General features: G+C 36.5%; 18 protein-coding genes and 1 other annotated feature. Of the genes, 8 read left to right on the plus strand and 10 right to left on the minus strand.

Features of this window, described 5'->3' with window-relative positions; genetic code table 11:
- Positions 1 to 349: 349 nt before the first annotated feature.
- Positions 350 to 1,150, plus strand: a complete 801-nt coding sequence (hisJ, locus tag MLD65_RS06300) for a histidinol-phosphatase HisJ (RefSeq protein WP_243291040.1) — start codon at positions 350 to 352, stop codon at positions 1,148 to 1,150.
- On the opposite strand, the gene refZ is transcribed toward hisJ, so the two are convergent.
- Positions 1,145 to 1,780 (minus strand): forespore capture DNA-binding protein RefZ, encoded by a 636-nt coding sequence (refZ, locus tag MLD65_RS06305; RefSeq protein ID WP_243291041.1) that lies wholly within the window; start codon positions 1,778 to 1,780, stop codon positions 1,145 to 1,147. The genes hisJ and refZ overlap by 6 nt on opposite strands.
- A 131-nt stretch (positions 1,781 to 1,911) precedes the next feature.
- Between refZ and MLD65_RS06310 the strand changes: the two genes are divergently transcribed.
- Positions 1,912 to 2,397, plus strand: a complete 486-nt coding sequence (locus MLD65_RS06310; protein WP_243291042.1) for a GAF domain-containing protein — start codon at positions 1,912 to 1,914, stop codon at positions 2,395 to 2,397.
- A gap of 19 nt (positions 2,398 to 2,416) precedes the next feature.
- Here MLD65_RS06310 and megL read toward each other — a convergent pair whose 3' ends face one another.
- Positions 2,417 to 3,622: a methionine gamma-lyase gene (gene megL, locus MLD65_RS06315; RefSeq protein WP_243291043.1), complete on the minus strand. Its 1,206-nt coding sequence runs from the start codon at positions 3,620 to 3,622 to the stop codon at positions 2,417 to 2,419.
- Positions 3,623 to 3,750: 128 nt separating this feature from the next.
- Positions 3,751 to 5,562: a sensor domain-containing diguanylate cyclase gene (locus MLD65_RS06320; protein ID WP_243291044.1), complete on the minus strand. Its 1,812-nt coding sequence runs from the start codon at positions 5,560 to 5,562 to the stop codon at positions 3,751 to 3,753.
- A gap of 396 nt (positions 5,563 to 5,958) precedes the next feature.
- On the opposite strand from MLD65_RS06320, the gene rpsD reads away from it, so the two are divergent.
- Positions 5,959 to 6,561: a 30S ribosomal protein S4 gene (rpsD, locus tag MLD65_RS06325; RefSeq protein WP_243291045.1), complete on the plus strand. Its 603-nt coding sequence runs from the start codon at positions 5,959 to 5,961 to the stop codon at positions 6,559 to 6,561.
- A gap of 139 nt (positions 6,562 to 6,700) precedes the next feature.
- On the opposite strand, the gene tyrS is transcribed toward rpsD, so the two are convergent.
- Positions 6,701 to 7,963 (minus strand): tyrosine--tRNA ligase, encoded by a 1,263-nt coding sequence (gene tyrS / locus MLD65_RS06330; protein WP_243291046.1) that lies wholly within the window; start codon positions 7,961 to 7,963, stop codon positions 6,701 to 6,703.
- A 123-nt stretch (positions 7,964 to 8,086) separates the two neighbouring features.
- Positions 8,087 to 8,314 (minus strand) — a binding site (T-box leader).
- 155 nt (positions 8,315 to 8,469) lie between these two features.
- Here tyrS and MLD65_RS06335 point away from each other — a divergent pair.
- Positions 8,470 to 11,418: a transglycosylase domain-containing protein gene (locus MLD65_RS06335; RefSeq protein ID WP_243291047.1), complete on the plus strand. Its 2,949-nt coding sequence runs from the start codon at positions 8,470 to 8,472 to the stop codon at positions 11,416 to 11,418.
- Positions 11,419 to 11,504: 86 nt separating this feature from the next.
- Here the strand turns inward: MLD65_RS06335 and acsA are convergent, their stop codons facing one another.
- Complete coding sequence (gene acsA / locus MLD65_RS06340) at positions 11,505 to 13,220, minus strand: acetate--CoA ligase (RefSeq protein ID WP_243291048.1); 1,716 nt, start codon at positions 13,218 to 13,220, stop codon at positions 11,505 to 11,507.
- Positions 13,221 to 13,385: 165 nt separating this feature from the next.
- Between acsA and MLD65_RS06345 the strand changes: the two genes are divergently transcribed.
- The 3 genes from MLD65_RS06345 (at position 13,386) to MLD65_RS06355 (ending at position 15,933) form a co-directional block, all read left to right on the plus strand.
- Positions 13,386 to 14,018: a GNAT family N-acetyltransferase gene (locus MLD65_RS06345; RefSeq protein WP_243291049.1), complete on the plus strand. Its 633-nt coding sequence runs from the start codon at positions 13,386 to 13,388 to the stop codon at positions 14,016 to 14,018.
- A gap of 83 nt (positions 14,019 to 14,101) precedes the next feature.
- Positions 14,102 to 14,749 carry an acetoin utilization AcuB family protein gene (locus MLD65_RS06350; protein WP_243291050.1) on the plus strand — a complete coding sequence of 216 codons (648 nt, stop codon included), beginning with the start codon at positions 14,102 to 14,104 and terminating at the stop codon, positions 14,747 to 14,749.
- A complete protein-coding gene (locus MLD65_RS06355) occupies positions 14,746 to 15,933 on the plus strand; it encodes an acetoin utilization protein AcuC (RefSeq protein WP_243291051.1) in 1,188 nt (395 codons plus the stop codon). Before MLD65_RS06350 ends, MLD65_RS06355 begins: the two co-directional genes overlap by 4 nt.
- Positions 15,934 to 16,033: 100 nt before the next feature.
- Here MLD65_RS06355 and ccpA read toward each other — a convergent pair whose 3' ends face one another.
- The 5 genes from ccpA to MLD65_RS06380 form a co-directional block, all read right to left on the minus strand.
- A complete protein-coding gene (ccpA, locus tag MLD65_RS06360) occupies positions 16,034 to 17,032 on the minus strand; it encodes a catabolite control protein A (protein ID WP_347709275.1) in 999 nt (332 codons plus the stop codon).
- A gap of 404 nt (positions 17,033 to 17,436) precedes the next feature.
- Positions 17,437 to 18,513 (minus strand): bifunctional 3-deoxy-7-phosphoheptulonate synthase/chorismate mutase, encoded by a 1,077-nt coding sequence (locus tag MLD65_RS06365; protein WP_243291052.1) that lies wholly within the window; start codon positions 18,511 to 18,513, stop codon positions 17,437 to 17,439.
- A gap of 165 nt (positions 18,514 to 18,678) precedes the next feature.
- Positions 18,679 to 19,008 carry a bacillithiol system redox-active protein YtxJ gene (ytxJ, locus tag MLD65_RS06370; protein ID WP_243291053.1) on the minus strand — a complete coding sequence of 110 codons (330 nt, stop codon included), beginning with the start codon at positions 19,006 to 19,008 and terminating at the stop codon, positions 18,679 to 18,681.
- Positions 19,009 to 19,116: 108 nt separating this feature from the next.
- Complete coding sequence (locus MLD65_RS06375; RefSeq protein WP_243291054.1) at positions 19,117 to 19,548, minus strand: YtxH domain-containing protein; 432 nt, start codon at positions 19,546 to 19,548, stop codon at positions 19,117 to 19,119.
- 110 nt (positions 19,549 to 19,658) lie between these two features.
- The gene (locus MLD65_RS06380) at positions 19,659 to 20,090 is read right to left on the minus strand and encodes a DUF948 domain-containing protein (RefSeq protein ID WP_243291055.1); all 432 of its coding nucleotides are present in this window, start codon (positions 20,088 to 20,090) and stop codon (positions 19,659 to 19,661) included.
- Between the two features lie 191 nt (positions 20,091 to 20,281).
- Between MLD65_RS06380 and MLD65_RS06385 the strand changes: the two genes are divergently transcribed.
- Positions 20,282 to 21,397 carry an aminopeptidase gene (locus tag MLD65_RS06385; RefSeq protein ID WP_243291056.1) on the plus strand — a complete coding sequence of 372 codons (1,116 nt, stop codon included), beginning with the start codon at positions 20,282 to 20,284 and terminating at the stop codon, positions 21,395 to 21,397.
- The last annotated feature ends 189 nt before the right edge of the window (positions 21,398 to 21,586 follow it).

Below are 21,586 nucleotides of genomic sequence, written 5' to 3' on the forward strand. Positions count from 1 at the left end.
AGCGCGGTTCTTCTTTATCCCACACTGATGTTCAGCCAAACAGATGAATCCACTTTCATTTTTTCTGATCGTATATGTAGAAAACTAAGTTATTATTAATCAGTCCATCTTTCATTTTATCATTTGTTTCCTTATTAGTAAGGAGAAAAAATTCAAATGAGAAGCGAAAAAGATGTTTTTATCAATGTTTTTATGATACCATGTAAACGACAATTTTTGATCAAATTTTTTAATTTTTTCTAATAAAATCTTGTTGTGATTCAAGCATTCTCAAGGAGATAACAAATGGTTATGAAATAACGATCTTTGTCAAATTTCAAGAAAAATTTTTCATTAAGAGGTGATCGTGATGTATAGAAAAGATGGACATGTTCATACACCATTTTGTCCACATGGGTCTTCAGATTCGTTTGCATCCTATGTCGAGCAAGCTATACGAAACGGCTTTACATCCATTTCATTTACAGAACATGCACCTTTACCGGACGGCTTTATCGATCCTACACCTGATAAAGACAGCGCGATGTCCTTCCATCATTTAGCTGAATATTTCGAAACGATTGAAGCATTAAAAAAAGAGTATCAAAAATACATCGACATAAAGACTGGACTTGAAGTCGATTATATTTCTGGATTTGAACCTGAAACAAAAAAATTTCTAAACGAGTTTGGTCAGTTCTTAGATGACAGTATTTTATCTGTCCATTTTTTAAAAGCAGATGATCAATATTTTTGTGTAGATTTCGACCATTATACTTTCGAAAAACTTGTTCAACGATTAGGGAGTACTTCAAACGTATACAAACATTACTATGAAACCGTTTATGAAGCAGTCGTAGCTGATTTAGGTTCATATAAACCTCGCAGAATCGGACATTTAACACTTGTTCGTAAATTTCTAAAGCTTTTTCCAGTACAAGATACTCATCACCACCTTATTCAAAAAATTATCGTTGAAATGGCTAAACAGAGTATGCAATTAGATGTTAATGTGGCTGGTTTAAGAAAAGAGTATTGTGGTGAAATATATCCAACCCTTTCAATTATTGAAATGGCCAAAAAAGAAAACATCCCGCTCATTTATGGATCAGATGCCCATAACGCTAAGGATGTTGGAATTGATTATAAAAAATTTGAAAGAACATTATAAGGCAACCTTCTCTACTGTTTTTTTGTACAAAAAATTTTCCAACCAAGAAAGAATGTCATGATAATAATGTTTAATAAAGTATTCCTCATGAACATGAACATGTAACACTTCAGACAAATAGTGAGATTGAAGGAACGGCATATTTAGTAAACTTTTTAATTGAAGAATCATATATGAGATGGATACATGGTGAAATTCACCATCTGTTATCCCTTTTTCTAAAATGTTTCGGATGAAGTACTTTTCCTTTGCTAAATACGTCGTCATCACTTCCCTTATTAAAACGGTATCTAATGTTAATTCTCTATATACAAAACGCGTGAGTTGACGGTGTTTCTGTTGATATTTTAAAATATCCCAAATCATTTGATTTAACACGTCTTTAGCTGATCCCGATGCAATATGAGGATGATCTGTGCTAATTATTAATAAATAGCCTTCATAAAATTGCGAAACTAAATACTCTAACAATCCACCTTTTCCTTTAAAATAATAAGAAATGTGGGCAACATTCACATTCGCTTTTTCGGCTATTTCGCGCACAGAGGTACCTGAATACCCTTTTGTATTGAACAAAGCAATCGCAGCATCTACAATTTTTTCTTTCGTTAAGCTGGAGTTACTAGGCATTGGCTTCACTCCTTTACTTTCGCAAGTAGGTATATGATTAACTTCCATAAAAGAGGAATAATTCCTTCATGAACTTCTCGACAACATTTTTCTATATTGTCTATAAAACTTAAGAAAAGGGGGATATTTTTATGTTTCATGTAGAAAAATATAGCGGATCGAAACAAGAGAACTATGGATTAGTCTTACAACAACTCAAAGCTCTCCTTCAAGGTGAAACGAATAAAATCGCCAACCTTTCCAATGCCGCGGCCTTGTTAAATCATTTTCTTGATGAAATTAACTGGGTTGGATTTTATTTAAAAGAGGATGGAAAGAATGAATTAGTACTTGGTCCGTTCCAAGGTCTCCCTGCTTGTGTTCGAATTCCATTTGGAAAAGGAGTTTGTGGTACAGCGGCTGCAAACAGAAAAACAGAACGAGTTGCAGACGTTCATCAATTTCCGGGCCATATCGCATGTGACGCTGCCTCAAAGTCGGAAATTGTCGTGCCAATTGTTCTTGGAAATGAATTATTCGGTGTTTTAGATATCGACAGTCCAATAAAAGACCGTTTTGACGAAATAGATGAGCACTATTTAGAAAAATTCGTTGAAACGCTTGGACAGTTTTTGTAAAAAAATAAGCCGGAATATCTTACTCCGGCTTATTTTTTTTCAATCCAAGTGCTTGTTCTAAATCAAACCATATGTCTTGCCATGCTTCTAATCCGATTGATAATCGAACCATATTATTTGTAATCCCCATTCTCTTTTTCTCTTCATCGTCAACAACAGCGTGTGTCATCGTGGCAGGATGTTGAATTAATGTTTCCGCATCTCCTAAACTAACAGCAATCTTGATGAGCTCTAATGAATTCATAAACTGTTGTGTTTGATTTAAATCTGCACCTTTTATTTTAAAAGTAATAAGCCCTCCTCCTTTTGACATTTGCTTTTTAGCAAGTTCGTATTGCGGATGTTCAGGTAAATAAGGGTAGTAAACATCTTCAACTGCTGGATGGCAAGTGAGCTGTTCTGCTATTTTCATAGCATTTTCACAGTGGCGATCCATACGAATTGACAATGTTTTCAACCCACGTAACAACAACCATGCATCAAATGGGGAAATGGTCGCCCCTATATCTTTACGTGCCGTATTCGATACGAGTTGAATGAATTCTTTCCTTCCGACAGCAATTCCAGCAATGACATCCCCATGACCACATATATATTTCGTCGCGCTATGAATCACGACATCACATCCAATCGTCAATGGGTTTTGCAAATACGGGGAACTAAACGTATTATCAACAACTACTGGAATTGAATATTTTTTCGCTACCCGGACAATTGCTTCTAAATGAATGATTTCCATTGTTGGATTAATAGGTGTTTCTACATAGATGCATGTCGTATTCTTTTGTATGGCACGTTCAATTTCTTCCTCATCTATTAAACGGTGAAAAGAATGTTGAATATTATATTTTTCCTTTAACATTTGTAAGAGTCCAAACGTACATCCATATACCCCTTTGGAACATAAAATATGGTCTCCCGTCTTCGTTAATGTTGTTAAAACAGCTGAAACAGCTCCCATTCCTGAACTAAAAGCTAATGCATCTTCCCCTTTTTCTAAACGGGCAAGCTTTTGTTCAAGTTCACGAACGGTCGGATTGGACAACCTTGAATAAATGAAGCCTTCTTCTTCTCCGCTAAATCTTGCCTGTCCCTGTTCAGCATTATCAAAAACAAAGGTAGATGTTTGATAAATGGGAGGCGTTAAACTTTTGTAATGGTCCTGTTTTTCAATTAAACTATGAATCATTTCTGTTTCAAATTGGTACTTTCTCACAATCCCCATCTCCTTTCCCTTTCGATACCATTTTATGTGAAAAGTCTCCTTTTTGAAAGCGTTTTCTATCATAGAAAAATAAAAAACAACCAACCGGTTGTTTTTTAACACTGTTACTCAAACTGTCGAAAAATTAATCATGGTAAATCTTTCTCTGTGAAAGCACAGTTTTTCCCACTATTTTTCGCTAAATATAATGCATCATCCGCACGCTTAAAAAGAAGTTTTGCTGTATCCTGTTTCTTCATATCCCAGAACGATACACCACACGATATGGTCGTTTTTGGATTCGTTAATTGTTGGACAGATGCTACAAGTCGGTTTGCCACTAATAAACCTGCCTCTAATTCAGCCTTTGGCAAATAGATTGCTAGTTCTTCTCCCCCCCACCGAGCCCCAATGTCACCGTCTCGAATATTCTCTTTTATTATTTTCGCAACTTGGCAAATCACTTCATCTCCAGCTTGATGTCCATACGTATCATTAATTTGTTTAAAATTATCTATATCTATTAATATAAAAACGCCTCTAGCGTCCCGTTTCATGGACTTTTTAATTTCTTCATCTAAAAACTTTCGGGAAAACAGTTTCGTTAATTGATCTGTAATGACAAGCATTTCAAGTTCTTCACGTAACATAGAGTTAATAAAAGCAAGTGTTGAATGATAAATTAAAGATTGCATTAATTTATACATATCGAACGTAAATGCATACGGCTCCTTGTGTAATACAAGTGCAAATCCCTTTAAATTCTCACTCTCAATCATCGGAACTGCCATTAACGATTGATAACGGCATTTTTGTAAATAATTTGATAAATCCCCAATAAAAAGTCCTTCTTTTTCTTTTTGAATACGTTTTAAAACAAACTGGACATACCTACTAGAGGAACGGTTGTTGAAAAACGATGTACTTCCTGGTAACAATGAAACATCTCCATCTTCTTTCAAATAAAAAAACGCCGTTTCATCTGCCGAAAAAGATTGAATCATTTGATCAATCATATATTTTATCGTATCTGAGATGCGAAGTTCTTTATTAATCTTTTGGGACGTTTCATTAATAAGCTGCAAGTCGTTGATTAATCTTTTTGACTGTTCATATAGTTTTGCATTTTCCAAAGCTTTGCCACCTGCTTTTGAAATATGCTCAATAAACATTCGATCATGATCATCTATTATGAAATGATTCTTAGACACAGATAAGTGGATAATGCCATATACCCCTTGCATTCCACTAATCGGAAAATACAAATTCTGATTGTCATCAATCGTCTTTTGCTGAACATTACCTGAAAGAAAAGCAATCATTGCTTCTTCATTTGTATTTAATTCTAATTCTAAATCCTTCACTGGAATATCTTGGCTGAGTTCGTAATCATTTGATAAAAGGAAATGATAGGATGAGTTTGGAAATATATTGCTTATTATTTCGTAAAGATGTGCTAAAACTTCTTCTTTTTGCATAGAAGAGTGAAGTCTTTCCGTAGCAGTAAATAGCTCTTTAAACCGTTGTTTCTGAACATATTGTAAATGTTGATTATATCCGAATTCCATAATAGAAAAGCAAATTAGTGACAACTGTTTCCCCCACTCTTCATCACCATTAACATGTTTACCTATTCCTTGTAACTCAATAACTATTGGACAATCTTGTCCATCTGAATTAACTAGATAAGCTTTATTTTCTAACTCACTTATCATAATTGGATGTCGAGGGCATTCCATTTGAATTGTTCGCTTTTCATGATGTGACCCGGTTGTATTTTGCAACATATATGTATGATTGGAAACTCTTTTCCATACATTCACATAATCAAGTTCTAACTCCTTCTGAATAATGAACATGAAAGAAGTAATAAATTTTTGAAAATCCCTTACCTCTTGATTGGACGAAAAATAGTCAAAGAAAAGACCTTTTAATTTTATCAACATAGAGAAATCTGACATATAATCACCTATAACCAGTAAAATTTTCCTAATTTCTTTCTAAAAAAAATTATAGCATAGTTTGATGGTTAATAGGCAAAGCATTTTCCTACTTAATTATGTAGAATTCTCCCTATAAAGCTTTGAGAAGATCTCGTTCTTTTGACCTAGTTTGTTTTTTGATTTTTTTATTCTCTTGACTTCAATCGTTAGAATACATATAATGGAGGTTGTGTAAAATATGCAGCTTAGCAATTCAGCAATGATGATTTCATTTTGTTCCTCTTCTGTCTCATAGAGGTGTATCGTGTAACTCTCTGCTGCTAGAGCGAGGATACATGAAAACAAAATGTGCATAATTGTATGAGTTGGTCTGTTTGTATTTTACAACATTAAAATACAAAAGGAGGAGTCATTATGGCTCGTTATACAGGTCCATCTTGGAAAATTTCTCGCCGTTTAGGCATTTCATTAAGCGGTACAGGTAAAGAATTAGAAAAGCGTCCTTACGCACCAGGTCAACATGGCCCAGGCCAACGTAAAAAGCTTTCTGAATACGGATTACAATTGCAAGAAAAACAAAAACTTCGTCACATGTACGGAGTAAACGAGCGTCAATTCCGTAACCTTTTTGACCGTTCTGGTAAAATGCCTGGTATACATGGTGAAAACTTCATGATTCTTTTAGAATCTCGCCTTGATAACCTTGTTTATCGTCTTGGCTTAGCTCGTACTCGCCGCCAAGCTCGTCAATTAGTAAACCATGGTCACATCTTAGTAGATGGAAGCCGTGTAGACATTCCATCTTACCAAGTAAAACTTGGCCAAACAATCTCTTTACGTGAAAAATCTCGTAACCTTCAAATTGTTAAAGAAGCAATCGAAGTAAACAACTTCGTACCTGAGTATTTAACATTTGATGCTGAAAAGCTTGAAGGTACTTTCAACCGTTTACCAGAGCGTTCTGAGTTACCTGCTGAAATTAACGAAGCATTAATCGTTGAGTTCTACTCTCGTTAATCGCTTTTACGAAAAAACCACCAGTACATGTACCGGTGGTTTTTTTATGTACAACGAAAAATTGTAACCTGATACTATCTTGTTTTCTTACCTATAAAAAAGCACCCCAACTCTAAATGGGATGCTTCGATTCGATTCATTAAACGTGTTTAATTAAGAAATATTTTTTCTTTCCTCTACGTATCACCGTAAACTGACCTTCGATTTTATCTTCTGTAGATAGTGTGTAATCCAACTCTTGTTTACGCTCACCGTTAATATAAATCGCTCCATTTGAAATATCTTCACGCGCTTGACGTTTCGATGGAGAAATTTTTGCTTGTACTAATAAATCGATTAAACCAATTTCCTCCTCTTTTAGTTCAAAAGAAGGGACATCTTTAAATCCTTGTTTAATTTCTTCTGCTGTCAGTGATTGAATACTTCCGCTAAATAACGCTTCTGAAATGTGAATCGCTTGTAGCAGCGCATCTTCTCCGTGAACAAGCTTTGTCACTTCTTCTGCTAAACGCTTTTGTGCTAGTCGCTTTTCAGGCGCTGTTTCCACTTGCTTAGCAAGTTCTTCAATTTCTTCTTTTGAAAGGAATGTGAAGTATTTCAAGTATTTCACGACATCGCGATCGTCTGTATTAATCCAGAATTGGTAGAATTCATAAGGAGACGTTTTTTCTCGATCTAACCAAATTGCTCCACCTTCAGTTTTTCCAAACTTTGTTCCGTCTGCTTTTGTTACTAGCGGAAGGGTTAAACCAAATGCTTTTGCATTTTCTTCTGTTTTACGAATTAATTCTAAACCTGCTGTAATATTCCCCCATTGATCACTTCCACCAATTTGTAGCTTACAATTTTCGGTCTTATATAAATTTAAGAAGTCGTAAGATTGTAATATCATGTAGCTAAACTCAGTAAAGGAAATCCCTGTTTCAATTCGAGATGAAACGGTCTCTTTCGCTAACATATAATTAATTCCGAAATTTTTTCCTACATCGCGTAAAAAAGAAATAACATCGAGAGACCCGAGCCAATCGTAGTTATTAACGACAACTGCTGGATTCTTTTCACTTTTAAAATCGAGGAAACGAGAAAGCTGGTCTTTAATGCGGTTTGCCCACTCTTTTACGACTTCCCCTTCATTTAACGTACGTTCAGCTTTTTTACCACTAGGGTCACCAATTAGGCCTGTTGCCCCACCAACTAATGCAATAGGGTGATGTCCAGCCTCTTGGAACCGTTTTAACATTAACGTTGGAAGTAAATGTCCGATATGAAGACTATCCGCTGTTGGATCATATCCACAATAAAGTTTAATTTCCTCTTTTGATAAAAGTTCTACTAGTCCTTCTTCATCTGTCATTTGGTTAATTAAACCACGAAACTTTAAATCTTCGATTAACTGATTCATGTCAAAACTCCTTTCCATGATTACATTTACTTTTTAGCTTTCAACAAGACTTACGAACGCTTTATTTTTCTAACGAGTACGTGATTCGTAAGTTTTTGGACAAAATAAAAACGCCCCCTCATACGAAGGGACGTATTTATTACGCGGTACCACCCTACTTAAGAACAAACGATTTTTTGCTCTTCACTCTAAAAATAATAACGGATCTAACCGTCCTTTGCTACTAAGGCAACCCGTTCACAAAGAATGCTCATGGACGTAATTCATGTTCACCTTTTGTACTGATTTGCACCAACCATCAGCTCTCTTAAACAGGGAAGGGACACTACTCAATCCACTCATTGCTTTTATATGTTCATTTCTTATACTAATAATGCCTATTTAACATGAATTTTCTCTCATTGTCAACCATTAGACCAAATCTTGGATGAAATGTCAACCCCAAAAAAGTGTAAAAAATTTGTTGAAATATGCTATAATGAATAAGATTTCAGGGGGATGATTCAATGGACAAATTACAAGAATGGAAAAGAAAAGTCATTCGTTTTTATCATAAACATAGTCAAAAGATGCGAATTGCATACGGAGTTGTTTGGAATTTATTATTATTATTTTTGATTATCGGACTAATAGGGATTTCCTTTGCCGGTGGCGTAGGGGCAGGCTATTTTGCCTCCCTTATAAAAGACGAACCGATTCGTTCACATGATCAAATGGAAAAACAGATTTATGACTACTCAGAAACGACAGAAGTATATTTTGCCAATAATGTATACCTTGGCAAACTTCGATCGGATATTGAAAGAGAAGCCGTTCAATTAAATGACGTTTCAGAACATGTCATTAATGCACTGATTGCAACGGAAGATGAATTCTTTTATGAACACAATGGTGTTGTCCCTAAAGCCATTATGCGCGCCATTTTCCAAGAATTCACCAACTCATCTGTCCGAACGGGTGGTAGTACACTTACGCAGCAATTAATTAAAAATCAAATTTTAACAAATGAAGTTTCTTTTGATCGTAAAGCTAAGGAAATTTTACTTGCGATGCGTTTAGAGCAATTTTTCAAGAAAGAGGAAATTTTAGAAGCCTATTTAAATGTTGCAACGTTTGGCCGCAATAGTTCCGGAAGAAATATTGCAGGTGTACAAGCTGCGGCACAAGGAATTTTCGGTGTAGATGCGAAAGATTTAAACATCCCGCAAGCCGCCTTTATCGCTGGTTTACCACAAAGTCCGTTCGGTTATACACCTTTTACAAATAAAGGCGAAGTGAAAGAAAACCTCGACCCTGGGGTTCAACGAATGCATACCGTTTTAAAACGGATGTATAACAAAGGGTTTATTACCGAACAGGAATATAAGAAGGCGATGGCGTTTGATCTCCGGGCAAATTTAACAGAAAAAAAACCATCTATTATTGAAAGCTATCCTTATTTAATTTTTGAAGTAGAAGATCGAGCACGTGATATTTTAATGGAATCACTTGCTGAAAAAGATGGACATACAAAAGAAGACTTAGCGAAAGATAATGCCCTTTATAACAAGTATTATTTTAAAGCAGATCAAAGTTTACGTTACGACGGATATGTTGTTCGAACAACGATTGACAAAAATATTTATGATCGAATGCAAAAAGTTGCAAAGGAATTCCAATATTATGGAAGTGATAAACCGGAAACGAAAAAAGACCCCGATACAGGTGAAACCATTACCGTTCAAGAGCCTGTTGAGGTTGGAGCTGTCTTAATTGAAAACAACACAGGCAAAATCATTAGTTTCGTTGGTGGGCGTGACCATAGTCGAGAACAAGTCAACCATGCGACGAACGCACCAAGACCAAATGGCTCAACAATGAAACCGTTACTTGCTTATGCACCTGCAATGGAGCATGGAATTGTGCAACCTGGTACGGTTGTTGCTGACATGCCTTTTAGCATTGGAGGATATAGTCCGAAAAACTACGGTGGGGGCTACCATGGGTTAACGAGCATTCGTAAAGCATTAAAGTATTCTTATAACATCCCAGCCGTTAAAACGTATACTAAAGTTATGTCTAAAGATCCACTTTCCTATTTAAAACAAATGGGCTTCACTTCAGTCCATGAACGTGATTACGGCGCACCATCGCTTGCTTTAGGTGGTATGACAACTGGCGTTACAGTTGAAGAAAATGTGAATGCTTACGCGACACTTGCCAATAACGGAGAGTTTGTCGATGCCTACTTAATCGAAAAGATTGAAACAAAAGATGGAAAAACGATTTATGAACATAAGCCGGAAAAACGACAAGTATTTTCACCACAGACTGCCTATTTAACGATTGATATGATGCGCGATGTCATTCGCAGTGGAACGGCCGCTTCTTTAAACCGTTATTTAACATTTAGGTCCGATTGGGCTGGAAAAACTGGTACTGGTCAAGATTATAAAGATGCATGGTTTGTTGCATCAAATCCGAATGTATCATTTGGAACTTGGATTGGTTACGATACACCAAAACCACTTCAAATTAACTACAAAGGATTAAGCTACGGTAAACGTAATATTTTATTATGGGCAAAGCTCATGAATGCAGCGTATGAAGTTCGCCCTGACTTAGTTGATCCGAATAAGTCATTTACACAACCTGGTGGCATCGTTCGCCGATCTTATTGTACAATATCAGGCGATTTACCTTCTGAGTTATGTAGTAAAGCCGGATTAGTGGCAACCGATCTCTTTAATGTGAAGTACGTCCCGAGAAAAACAGACGACAACTTAACATACGGTAAGTTTGTTTACGTTAAAGATGAAGCTTATCAAGTACCAGATTCTGCGCCTAGTGAATTTGTTCAAGAAGGTCCAATGCTGAAGCCAGAAGCACTAAAAAAATTAGGCATTTCAAGCATTTCACAATTAAACAAATTACTCGGCGATGATTCGAAACTTAAAAACTTGATTTTAGCATCTGAAAAGAAAATTCAAGATAATGGTTCAAACCCATCAACCGTTGCAGGTGTCCGTGTAAATTCCGGGAAATTAACATGGAGTGCAAACAAAGATAGCGACGTAATTGGCTATCGAGTTTACAAAGCCGCTAATCATTCGAAAAACTTCAAAAAAGTAGCAAGTATCCCAGCGAATAAATCTCTCTCGATTTCAGTTGGAAATACGAGCGCCGCATACTACGTTGTAGCAGTTGATGTAGCAGGAAAAGAGTCCGCCCCTTCAGCGACAGTCAAGGCAGGCGACTACTTAGAGGAAAAACCTGTAGAAGAAGAAAAGCCTGATGCAGAAGAAAAGCCAAACAAAGAAGATGAAAAACAAGAAAGTAAGCCGAAACAAGAAGATAAAAAACAAGAAGAATCAAAAAAACCTGAAGAAAACCAACAAAACAAACCGACTGAACAACCATCTACACCTGAACAAAATAATACTAATGATGATGAAAGTACCGATAAAACCCCATAGCCTTTTGGCTATGGGGTTTTAATTTATACACGGTTCTTTATGAGGCCATCAAGTATAGACGCATAAATAGAATTCATTAAACTTTTTTAATCTTCCATTGTCGATAGGTCGCCTGTTGGAAGATCTAATTCCCACGCTTTTAATACACGTCTCATTATTTTACCACTACGTGTTTTTGGTAATTTATCACGAAACTCAATTTCACGTGGAGCAGCATGTGCAGCTAATCCTTTTTTGACAAATAAACGAATTTCTTCTTTCAGTTCTTCTGTTGCGTCAAAACCACTTCTTAATGCCACAAATGCTTTAATGATTTCCCCTCTTACTGGATCAGGCTTTCCGATAACACCAGCTTCAGCAATGGCAGGATGCTCTACTAATTTACTTTCAACTTCAAATGGTCCGACACGTTCTCCAGACGTCATAATGACATCATCAATTCTGCCCTGGAACCAGAAATAACCGTCCTCATCCATATAAGCGGAATCACCTGAAACGTACCAATCACCACTAATAAAATAAGACTCATATTTTGCTTCATTGTTCCAAATCGTATGCATCATTGAAGGCCAACCTTTTTTGATCGCTAAATTCCCCATACGATAAGGTGGTAGTTCATTTCCTTGATTATCAACAATAGCAGCCTTCACGCCAGGAATTGGTTTCCCCATTGAACCTGGTTTAATTTCCATACAAGGATAGTTACAAATGAGTTGGGCACCAGTTTCTGTCATCCACCACGTATCATGAATGCGCTTGTCGAAAACTTTCATTCCCCATCGAATTACTTCTGGGTTTAACGGCTCACCCACACTTAAAATATGTCGTAATGATTTCATATCATATTTCTTTACGATCTCATCGCCAGCACCCATTAACATTCTAAAAGCTGTAGGTGCACTATACCAAATCGTAACACCATATTTTTCAAGAGTTTCATACCAATATTCCGGACTAAATCGCCCGCCGACAATCACATTTGAAGCACCATGTAACCATGGAGCAAAAATGCCATAAACCGTTCCCGTCACCCATCCAGGGTCCGCTGTACACCAATAAATATCATCTTCTTTTAAATCTAGCACCCATTCACCTGTTTTGTAATGCTGAATCATCGCATTGTGAACATGAAGGACTCCTTTAGGTTTACCAGTAGATCCAGACGTATAATGTAACAAGAGGCCATCCGTTCTCTCAACCCATTCAATCTGTAATTCTTTATCCGCTTCATTTAATTTTTCGAGGAAATTAATATAGTCTCCTTCAGGAATGTGATCGCCAACTAGAACAACATGTTTTAATGAAGGTAACTCTTCGACTGGAACACGACTTAAAAGCTCTGGGGTCGTAACAATTACTTTTGCATCGCTATCTTCAAGGCGATCACGAACAGCCCCTTCCATAAACGCTTCAAATAACGGACCGACAATCGCACCTAACTTGATAGCACCTAACACGGCAAAGTATAATTCAGGTGTTCTCGGCATGAAAACAAACACGCGATCGCCTTTTTGAACATCGGCATACTGCCTTAAAATATTCCCTGCTTTGTTAGAGAGTTCTTTCATTTCTTTAAACGTATATTTCTCTTCACGGTTCAGGTCACGGTAATAAAGCGCAATTTTATTTTTACGATGCCCTTCAGCATGACGGTCTATCGCTTCATATGCTGCATTTACCTTTCCAGTTTTTGACCATGTAAAGTGTTCTTCAGCATCCTTCCAATCAAAATGCGCGTATACTTCATCGTAGTTTGCTAGATTATAATCTCCTTTTGTTACCGATAGCGCTTCCACTTTCATCCCAAACTCCCCCTTATGTAAGTTTAATGTTCTAAATTTATTATATTATATTTTTATTTTTTTCACAATTTTTTAAAAAATGTAAATAAATTTCTGTGTAAACGCTTTATTATTCTATATTTCTTGTATAATAGAGGGTGAATAGATTACTAGGCGGTGATAGATATGAAACATATTAAAACGTACAACGCAAAGGAACTTAAAACACCTTATGGGGCAGTCATCATCGAGGGTCCTATCTCGCCCGATAAATTATCCAGTTTCGAATTCCATGAAGACCTAACAGCATTTCGTCCTGCTTTTCAACAACATAAAGCATTGATTGAAATTGCCGGGTTAGAAGAAGGGCGAATTATTATCGCAAGACACCACAATACGATTATTGGATACGCAACATACTTATACCCTGATCCACTTGAGCGTTGGTCGGAAGGAAATATGGACAATTTAATCGAATTAGGTGCTATTGAAGTTATTCCAAAGTTTCGAGGTTGTTCTGTCGGAAAACATATATTAAAAGTTTCGATGATGGATGATGCCATGGAAGATTATATTATTATTACGACAGAATATTATTGGCACTGGGATTTAAAAGGGACTGGCTTAAATGTTTGGGAATATCGAAAAGTGATGGAAAAAATGATGAACGCAGGCGGACTCGTTTGGTATGCAACAGATGATCCAGAAATTAGCTCACACCCCGCCAACTGTTTAATGGTAAGAATCGGAGAACGTGTTGATCAACAGTCGATACAACAATTTGATCGTTTACGATTTATGAACCGTTTCATGTATTGAGCAGATGATTTCAAAAGCCTATAGACAAGAGTAGAACTGAAAGTGTTCCGCTTTCTTGTGGATAAGAAGAAAGGAGTGATTTCATGATTATCGAGAAAATCATGAAAAAAGAAGTGATTACACTATCGCCAAACGATACGATAGCAACGGCGATGAAACTTATGAGAAAACATTACATACGGCATATCCCCATTGTATTAAATGACGAAACGTTAGTTGGTATCGTGTCAGATCGTGATATACGAGAAGCAAGCCCATCAACTCTTTTATTGACTCAAGACAGTCAATCCATCTTTACGAAACCTTTAAGCGATATTATGACAACTGATGTGATTACTGTCCATCCTCTTGATTTTGTTGAGGATGCAGCAACGGTATTTTTCGAAAATCGAATTAGCTGTTTACCTGTTATTCAGCACGAAAAAATAGTTGGTATTGTCACAGAGGCAGATGTTCTTTATAAATATGTACAATTAACCGGGGCACATCAACCTAGCTCACGAATTGAAGTGAAAGTACCTAATCGTTCTGGAATGCTTTCTGAAGTATCTGCGCTTTTCCATGAAAAACATGTAAATATATCGAGTGTCTTAGTCTATCCAATTGATGATGACCAATATAAAATTCTCGTTTTTCGGGTGCAAACGATGAATCCTATGAGTGTTGTGAACTTAATTAAACAAAAAGGCTATGACGTGCTATGGCCTAAAGTTCCGGAGATGGAAATATGAAGGATCATATTTTTATTTACTCCCCACTCTTTCAATCGTATAAATTTAATCCTGAGCACCCGTTTAATCAACTACGTGTGGAAATGACATACGATTTATTAAAGACGATGAATAAATTAAGTGATGATGAAATTGTCTACCCAAGAATCGCTTCTGAAGAAGAACTCGCTCTCATTCACGATCCGAAATATATACAAGCCGTTAAATTAGCAAGTGAAGGACAGTTAACAAAGGAAGAATTTATTAATTATGGTCTAGGAACAGAGGATACACCTATTTTTCCGAATATGCACGAAGCAAGCTCACTTCTTGTTGGAGGCACATTAACGGCTGTTGACTATTGTATGTCTGGGAAAGCTTTGCATGCTTTAAATTTAGGCGGAGGGTTACATCATGGCTTCAGAGGGAGAGCATCTGGTTTTTGTATTTATAACGATAGTGCTGTTGCCATTAAATATATTCAAGAGAAATACGGTGCACGAGTCATGTATGTCGATACAGATGCTCATCATGGTGATGGGGTTCAATGGGCCTTTTACGATGATCCAAATGTTTGTACATTATCCATTCATGAAACAGGGAGGTACTTATTCCCGGGTACTGGAAATGTAACCGAACGAGGCCAAGGGAAAGGATATGGTTTTTCCTTTAATATACCTCTAGATGCCTTTACCGAAGACGATTCTTGGCTCGATGTTTACCGCAGATCCTTCTACGAAATCGCAGACTTTTTCCAACCAGACGTCATTATTACGCAAAACGGAGCTGACTCTCACTACTTTGACCCACTAACTCATCTTTGTGCAACAATGAAAATTTATGAAGAGATTCCGAAAGTAGCTCACGAAATTGCTCATCAATATTGTGAAGGTCGTTGGATTGCCGTCGGTGGTGGTGGCTATGACATTTGGTGTGTCGTCCCACGAGCATGGGCGCATATTTGGTTACAAATGAAACAAGAAATACCAACGGGGCCACTACCTAAAGAATGGCTTGACCGTTGGCAATCGAAAGCACCCGTTTCACTTATTACATCTTGGGAAGATCCTGATCCTTTATATAAACCAATTCCGCGAAAAAAGGAAATCGAAGAAAAAAATGAAATGACATTAGAAAAAGCCCTACATTTTATTCGAGAAAATAAAAAACCGAGACAAAAGGATCAAGCAAAAGAAGGATATTAATCATAAAAAAAGAGCTTGAGTGAAGTTAATTCCCAAGCTCTTCCTGCTTTTTCATTCCGTTTGAAATCACAGAATGAAAAACATATTTTTAAAATGCTTATCATTTTGTAGATTGACGAATTTCAATTCGATGTGGCAATTCAACAGTATGCTCATCTACAGTTTCCTTGTCCATAAGCTTTGTTAATAAGCGCATCGCAACAGCACCGATATCATACGTCGGCTGCACAACCGTTGTTAACTGAGGACGAACCATTGTAGCTAAACGAGTGTTATCAAAACCAACAATGTCAACGTCTTCTGGTACAGAGAGACCATTATCTTGAGCACTATGAATAACACCTAAGGCCATTTCATCTGTCCCTACGAATATAGCTGTAGGACGCGGCGTCACATTCATTAATTTTTCAAATGCTTCAATTCCTGAATCGTACGTATAGTCACCTTCTATCACAAGCTCTTCATTAAAAGGAAGGTTACTTTCTTCTAATGCACGACGATATCCTGCCAGCTTCTTTATTTTATTTACCGGCTCTTCCATCGGCCCGGATACGTATGCAATTTGCTGATGCCCCTTGTCTGCCAAAAACTTCACAGCATCGTATGCACCTTGTTCATAATTAATATTAACAGATGGAATTTCACCATTCTTATCAAAAGACGCTGCTAAAACAATTGGGACTGGAGAACGCTTAAATTCTTCTACATGCTCGTCTGTAATATTTCCACTCATAAATACAATCCCATCTACTTGTTTCCCTAGCATTGTATTTAGTAAATGCAATTCTTTATCTTTATTTTGATCGGAGTTACTTAAAATAATATTATATTTGTACATTGTTGCGATATCTTCAATACCACGGGCAAGCTCTGAGTAAAAAGTACTGGATACGTCAGGGATGACAACGCCAACCGTTGTCGTCTTTTTACTTGCAAGGCCACGTGCTACCGCATTGGGACGATACCCTAAGCGCTCTATCGCCTCTAACACTTTCTTTCTTGTAGTAGGTTTCACATTCGGGTTCCCGTTTACTACACGAGAAACGGTTGCCATCGATACGTTTGCTTCACGTGCAACATCGTAAATCGTTACGTTCACCTTATAACACTCCTTTTTCTACTTCAATCTATATGGATATCGATCTGCTTACTTTATTAGCCCATTCATTTGTAATGATTTTCACTTTATCACCATTATCATACGATACAATGTATACGTCCGCAATGAACTTAACAATGTTTTAACATATCTTTCCCCAAAAAGTAAATTAATGCTCATAAGTTAATAAATTTGCTATGTATATAGAGAGTTTCGCAAATGAAAAATGTTTCATGAAATACAACACCTTAAGTTTAAATTATAAAATGAGTCAACATAAAATATCCACTTTTTTTATCTATTTTTTGAATATCACATTTTTTCGAACATTTACAAAACTAAAAAAGAGCCAATTAGGCTCCTTTGTATGGGTACATAAGTCCCCTCACGAATAAAGTTTTTGACTATGCTTTCACTTTCGCTAACGGTTTTAACTCTTGCATAAATTGATTGAATTGGTCAATATCCATTTGCTGTGCAGAATCTGAAAGAGCTACAGCAGGGTCTGGATGGACTTCCACCATTACACCATCTGAGCCAATTGCGAGTGCCGCTTTTGCAGTAGGTAATAATAAATCACGACGGCCCGTTGAGTGTGTGACATCAACAAAGACAGGAAGATGCGTTTCTTGCTTTAAGATTGGTACAGCTGAAATATCTAACGTATTGCGAGTCGCACGTTCATATGTTCGAATTCCACGCTCACATAAAATAATTTGATCATTACCACGGGAAAGAATGTACTCTGCTGCATTCATAAACTCAGATAAGGTAGCAGCTAATCCCCGTTTTAATAATACTGGTTTACGAACAGAGCCTGCTGCTTTTAATAATTCAAAGTTTTGCATATTTCTTGCGCCAATTTGAATCACATCAATATAGTCAATAGCCGTTTCAATGTCTGCTGGATTGACAATTTCACTAATAACGGCCATATCGTATTCATCTGCTACTTGCTTTAAAATTTTTAGCCCCTCTAACCCAAGACCTTGGAAGTCGTATGGAGATGTACGCGGTTTAAACGCCCCACCGCGAAGAAGTCGTAATCCTTGCTTTTTCGCAGCCGCAGCAACTGCTGCTACTTGTTCATAGCTTTCAACCGCACATGGACCAACAATGAAGGACTGGCTTCCGTCCCCAATCTTCTCACCTTTAATATTTACAATCGTATCCTCAGGTTTTTTCTTCCGAGAAACAAGAAGTGCTTTACGGTGGTCATCCTCTTGTAACTCTAAAGCTGCCTTAAAGATTTCTTTAAAAATGTGCTGTAATGTGGAATTTTCAAATGGTCCATCATTATGTTCTTTAATTAAATCAAGCATCTTACGTTCACGTACAGGATCATAACGATGGACACCTTGTGTTTCTTTTGTTTTTCCAATTTCCTGAACGAGCCTTCCACGTTCGTTAATTAACTTTAAAATTTCGAGGTTAATCTCATCGACTCTCTCTCTTAGATTCTCTAGCTCTGCATTACTCATAATGTCTCACCCTTCCAATCCTTCTCATTTATCGAAAAATTAAAATATTTTTTAATTAGGGACTATTATATACTATAACAAATAGAATGTCACCATAAATTTCTTTATTATTTAAACGCTTTTAAGCAGTAAAGTATTTTATGTAAGGAGTTTGTTTTTCGTTCGTTATTTGACGCAATTTTCCACTAAAGTCTTTTTCGTAATATTCCAATGTGATATATGCCATTTGACTTCTTTATTTTTAAATAGTAAAACTTGTGGTGATTCATGTTTGACATTAAAGGTCTCAGCAATGTAATTCGATAACTCCCTAGACTGTTGAACATTTAAATAATAAGATGGAAGCTCTGGATAAGCATTCGTAAATGTGTCATATTCCGAAAAAGCTTGAGAACTAATGGGACATGTCATACTATTTTTGAAAAATACAAATGACTCGTGCTCTTCTAACAAATGTTGGAATTGTTGAATTGTATCAATTTTTAATTTTCCCAAAATGGTCACCTCATTGGATATAGACTAGCTTTATGAACTCATTGTAATATAAAAAAAACCTACCAGCAAAATATTTGCCGATAGGCGGACGCATTAAGCTTTTGATTTTTACGTATAAGATTTCACAACTTCTTCTTCTTTCTCTTCTTCTTGTTGTCCTTCAACATGATTTTCAACTTGCTCTTCCATATCTGTGCCAACTTCTTCAGCGACAACTTCCACAACTTCATCATGATCTTCTTTTGGAGATTTTCCTAGCTCTTTTACTTTGTTTATTAACTGAGAAGATTGGTCTGAAATAGTTTGAGAGGCAGAATTCGTTTTCTCTTTTGCTAAGCTAATAAATTGCGATCCTTTTTCGTAAGCATCATTTGTTAATTTTGAAGTCTTGTCTTTTACAACATGTGCTTGCTGATTTAAGTCTTCACGTAATTCTCGACCAGATTTAGGGGCTAAAAACAAGGCTGTTGTTGCTCCAATAATCCCTCCGATTAATGTACCAATAATAAAATCCTTGCTGTTAATACCATCTTTTGACATATTAATCCCTCCTTGTTATTAATGAGAACCATCATGAATAATGATGTTTAAACAAAAGATGTCGAAACAGCTTCTCGATGGTTGATTCACACATTGTTATGCATTCACCGTTATTCAGAAGGTGTCATTCTTTCCTGTTTTCGTTGCTTCACTCTTTCCCAAATATCTAATATCGTATTCCCAAACTGAATGACTTGTGAAAATTTGTGATCATTTTTCTCCACTTGTGTTGAAACAGTTGCTGATGCTTTTTGAACAGATTGATTAAATTGTTGAAGGGAATGCCCAACACCTTGAACAGCATTCACAACCGAATTCAGTTTTTCAGACTTTTTCTGAATATCCTCTGCAAGCTGGTTTGTTTTATGAAGTAAATCGGTTGTCTCTCGTGTTATTCCGTCTACTTGTTTTTCCAAGCTTTCTAGCGTATGGGCTACATTGTCAAGCGTTCGGCTTAATGATTTAAGCGTTTTAGCTAAGTAAATAACTAAAATAGTAAAGCTAAGAGAAATGATAAGTGCACTAATATATAAAAGAATCAATGTCAGCACCTCCTGAAGTCATGTCAATATTCTATTTCCCGCCTAAACAGAAAATGAAACATTTCTCATTATACTATTTATTTCTTCAAAAGGTGCTGAAAATCCTCTAACATAATGTTGTTTTGTTTTAAATTCTTGATGAAAACGTTAAAATAAATATGTACAAATATTCTTACATAGGAGGATTTTCAGTGAAAGATCCACGAATTGAAAAATTAGCTAACATATTAATCAATTATTCTGTTCGTTTACAGAAGGGAGAAAAAGTTTTAATCGAAAACTTTGGATTACAACGAGAGCTCGTTATTGCCCTTGTAAAAGAAGCGTATAAAGCTGGGGGATATCCATTTGTTTTGTTAAAGGATCATCAAGTTGATCGCGCTTTATTATTAGGGGCAGAGAAAGAACAGTTTGATCAGATCGCTGCTTTTGAAGCAAATGTCATGAAAGAGATGGATGCATATATCGGTTTACGTTCAGGTGATAACATTAATGAATTAGCTGATATCCCTGATGACAAAATGAAAATTCACGGTCAAACTATTGGCCAAAAAGTTCATCGTGACATTCGTGTACCGAAAACTCGCTGGGTCGTTCTTCGTTATCCAAACGCCTCAATGGCACAGCTTGCGAAAATGAGCACAGAAGCTTTTGAAGATTTTTATTTCGATGTTTGTACACTCGACTATGGCAAAATGGATAAAGCGATGGATGCGCTCGTTGAACTCATGAATAGAACCGATAAAGTACGTATTACAGGACCTGGAACAGATTTAACTTTCTCTATTAAAGATATCCCAGCAATTAAATGCTCTGGGCAAATGAATATTCCAGATGGTGAAGTGTATACAGCACCTGTAAAAGATTCAGTTAATGGAACGATTTCCTATAATACTCCATCTCCTTATCACGGTTTTACGTTTGAAAATGTACAATTAACTTTTAAAGATGGGAAAATTATTGAAGCAACAGCAAATGATACAGAGCGTATAACAAAAATATTTGATACAGATGAAGGAGCACGCTATATTGGAGAATTCGCTATAGGTGTAAACCCTTACATTCAACATCCAATGCAAGATATTTTATTTGATGAAAAAATTGACGGGAGCTTCCACTTTACCCCAGGGCAATGTTACGATGATGCTTATAACGATAACCATTCGAACATCCACTGGGATATGGTTATGATTCAACGCCCTGAATATGGCGGGGGGGAGATTTACTTTGATGATGTTTTAATTCGCAAAGATGGTCGTTTCGTAATCCCAGAGCTTGAACAGTTAAATCCAGAAAATTTAAAATAACCATATAAAGAACCCGACAGTTTATTTTTAAACGGTCGGGTTTTGTTTAAGTATAGGAAATGATAAAATGCACGACTTGTGGACAACTTGATTGCATCTAGCTCCAAGCATCATCGGCCCGTGTCACAAGAGAGTCGTCCAAAAGGGAAAAAAGCTTTTAGTCGGCTTGTCTCGTGCTTGTCGCGGAGT

Origin of the sequence: Bacillus sp. FJAT-47783, from assembly GCF_022808615.1 — a bacterium.
Taxonomy (GTDB): Bacteria; Bacillota; Bacilli; order Bacillales; family Aeribacillaceae; genus Bacillus_BZ.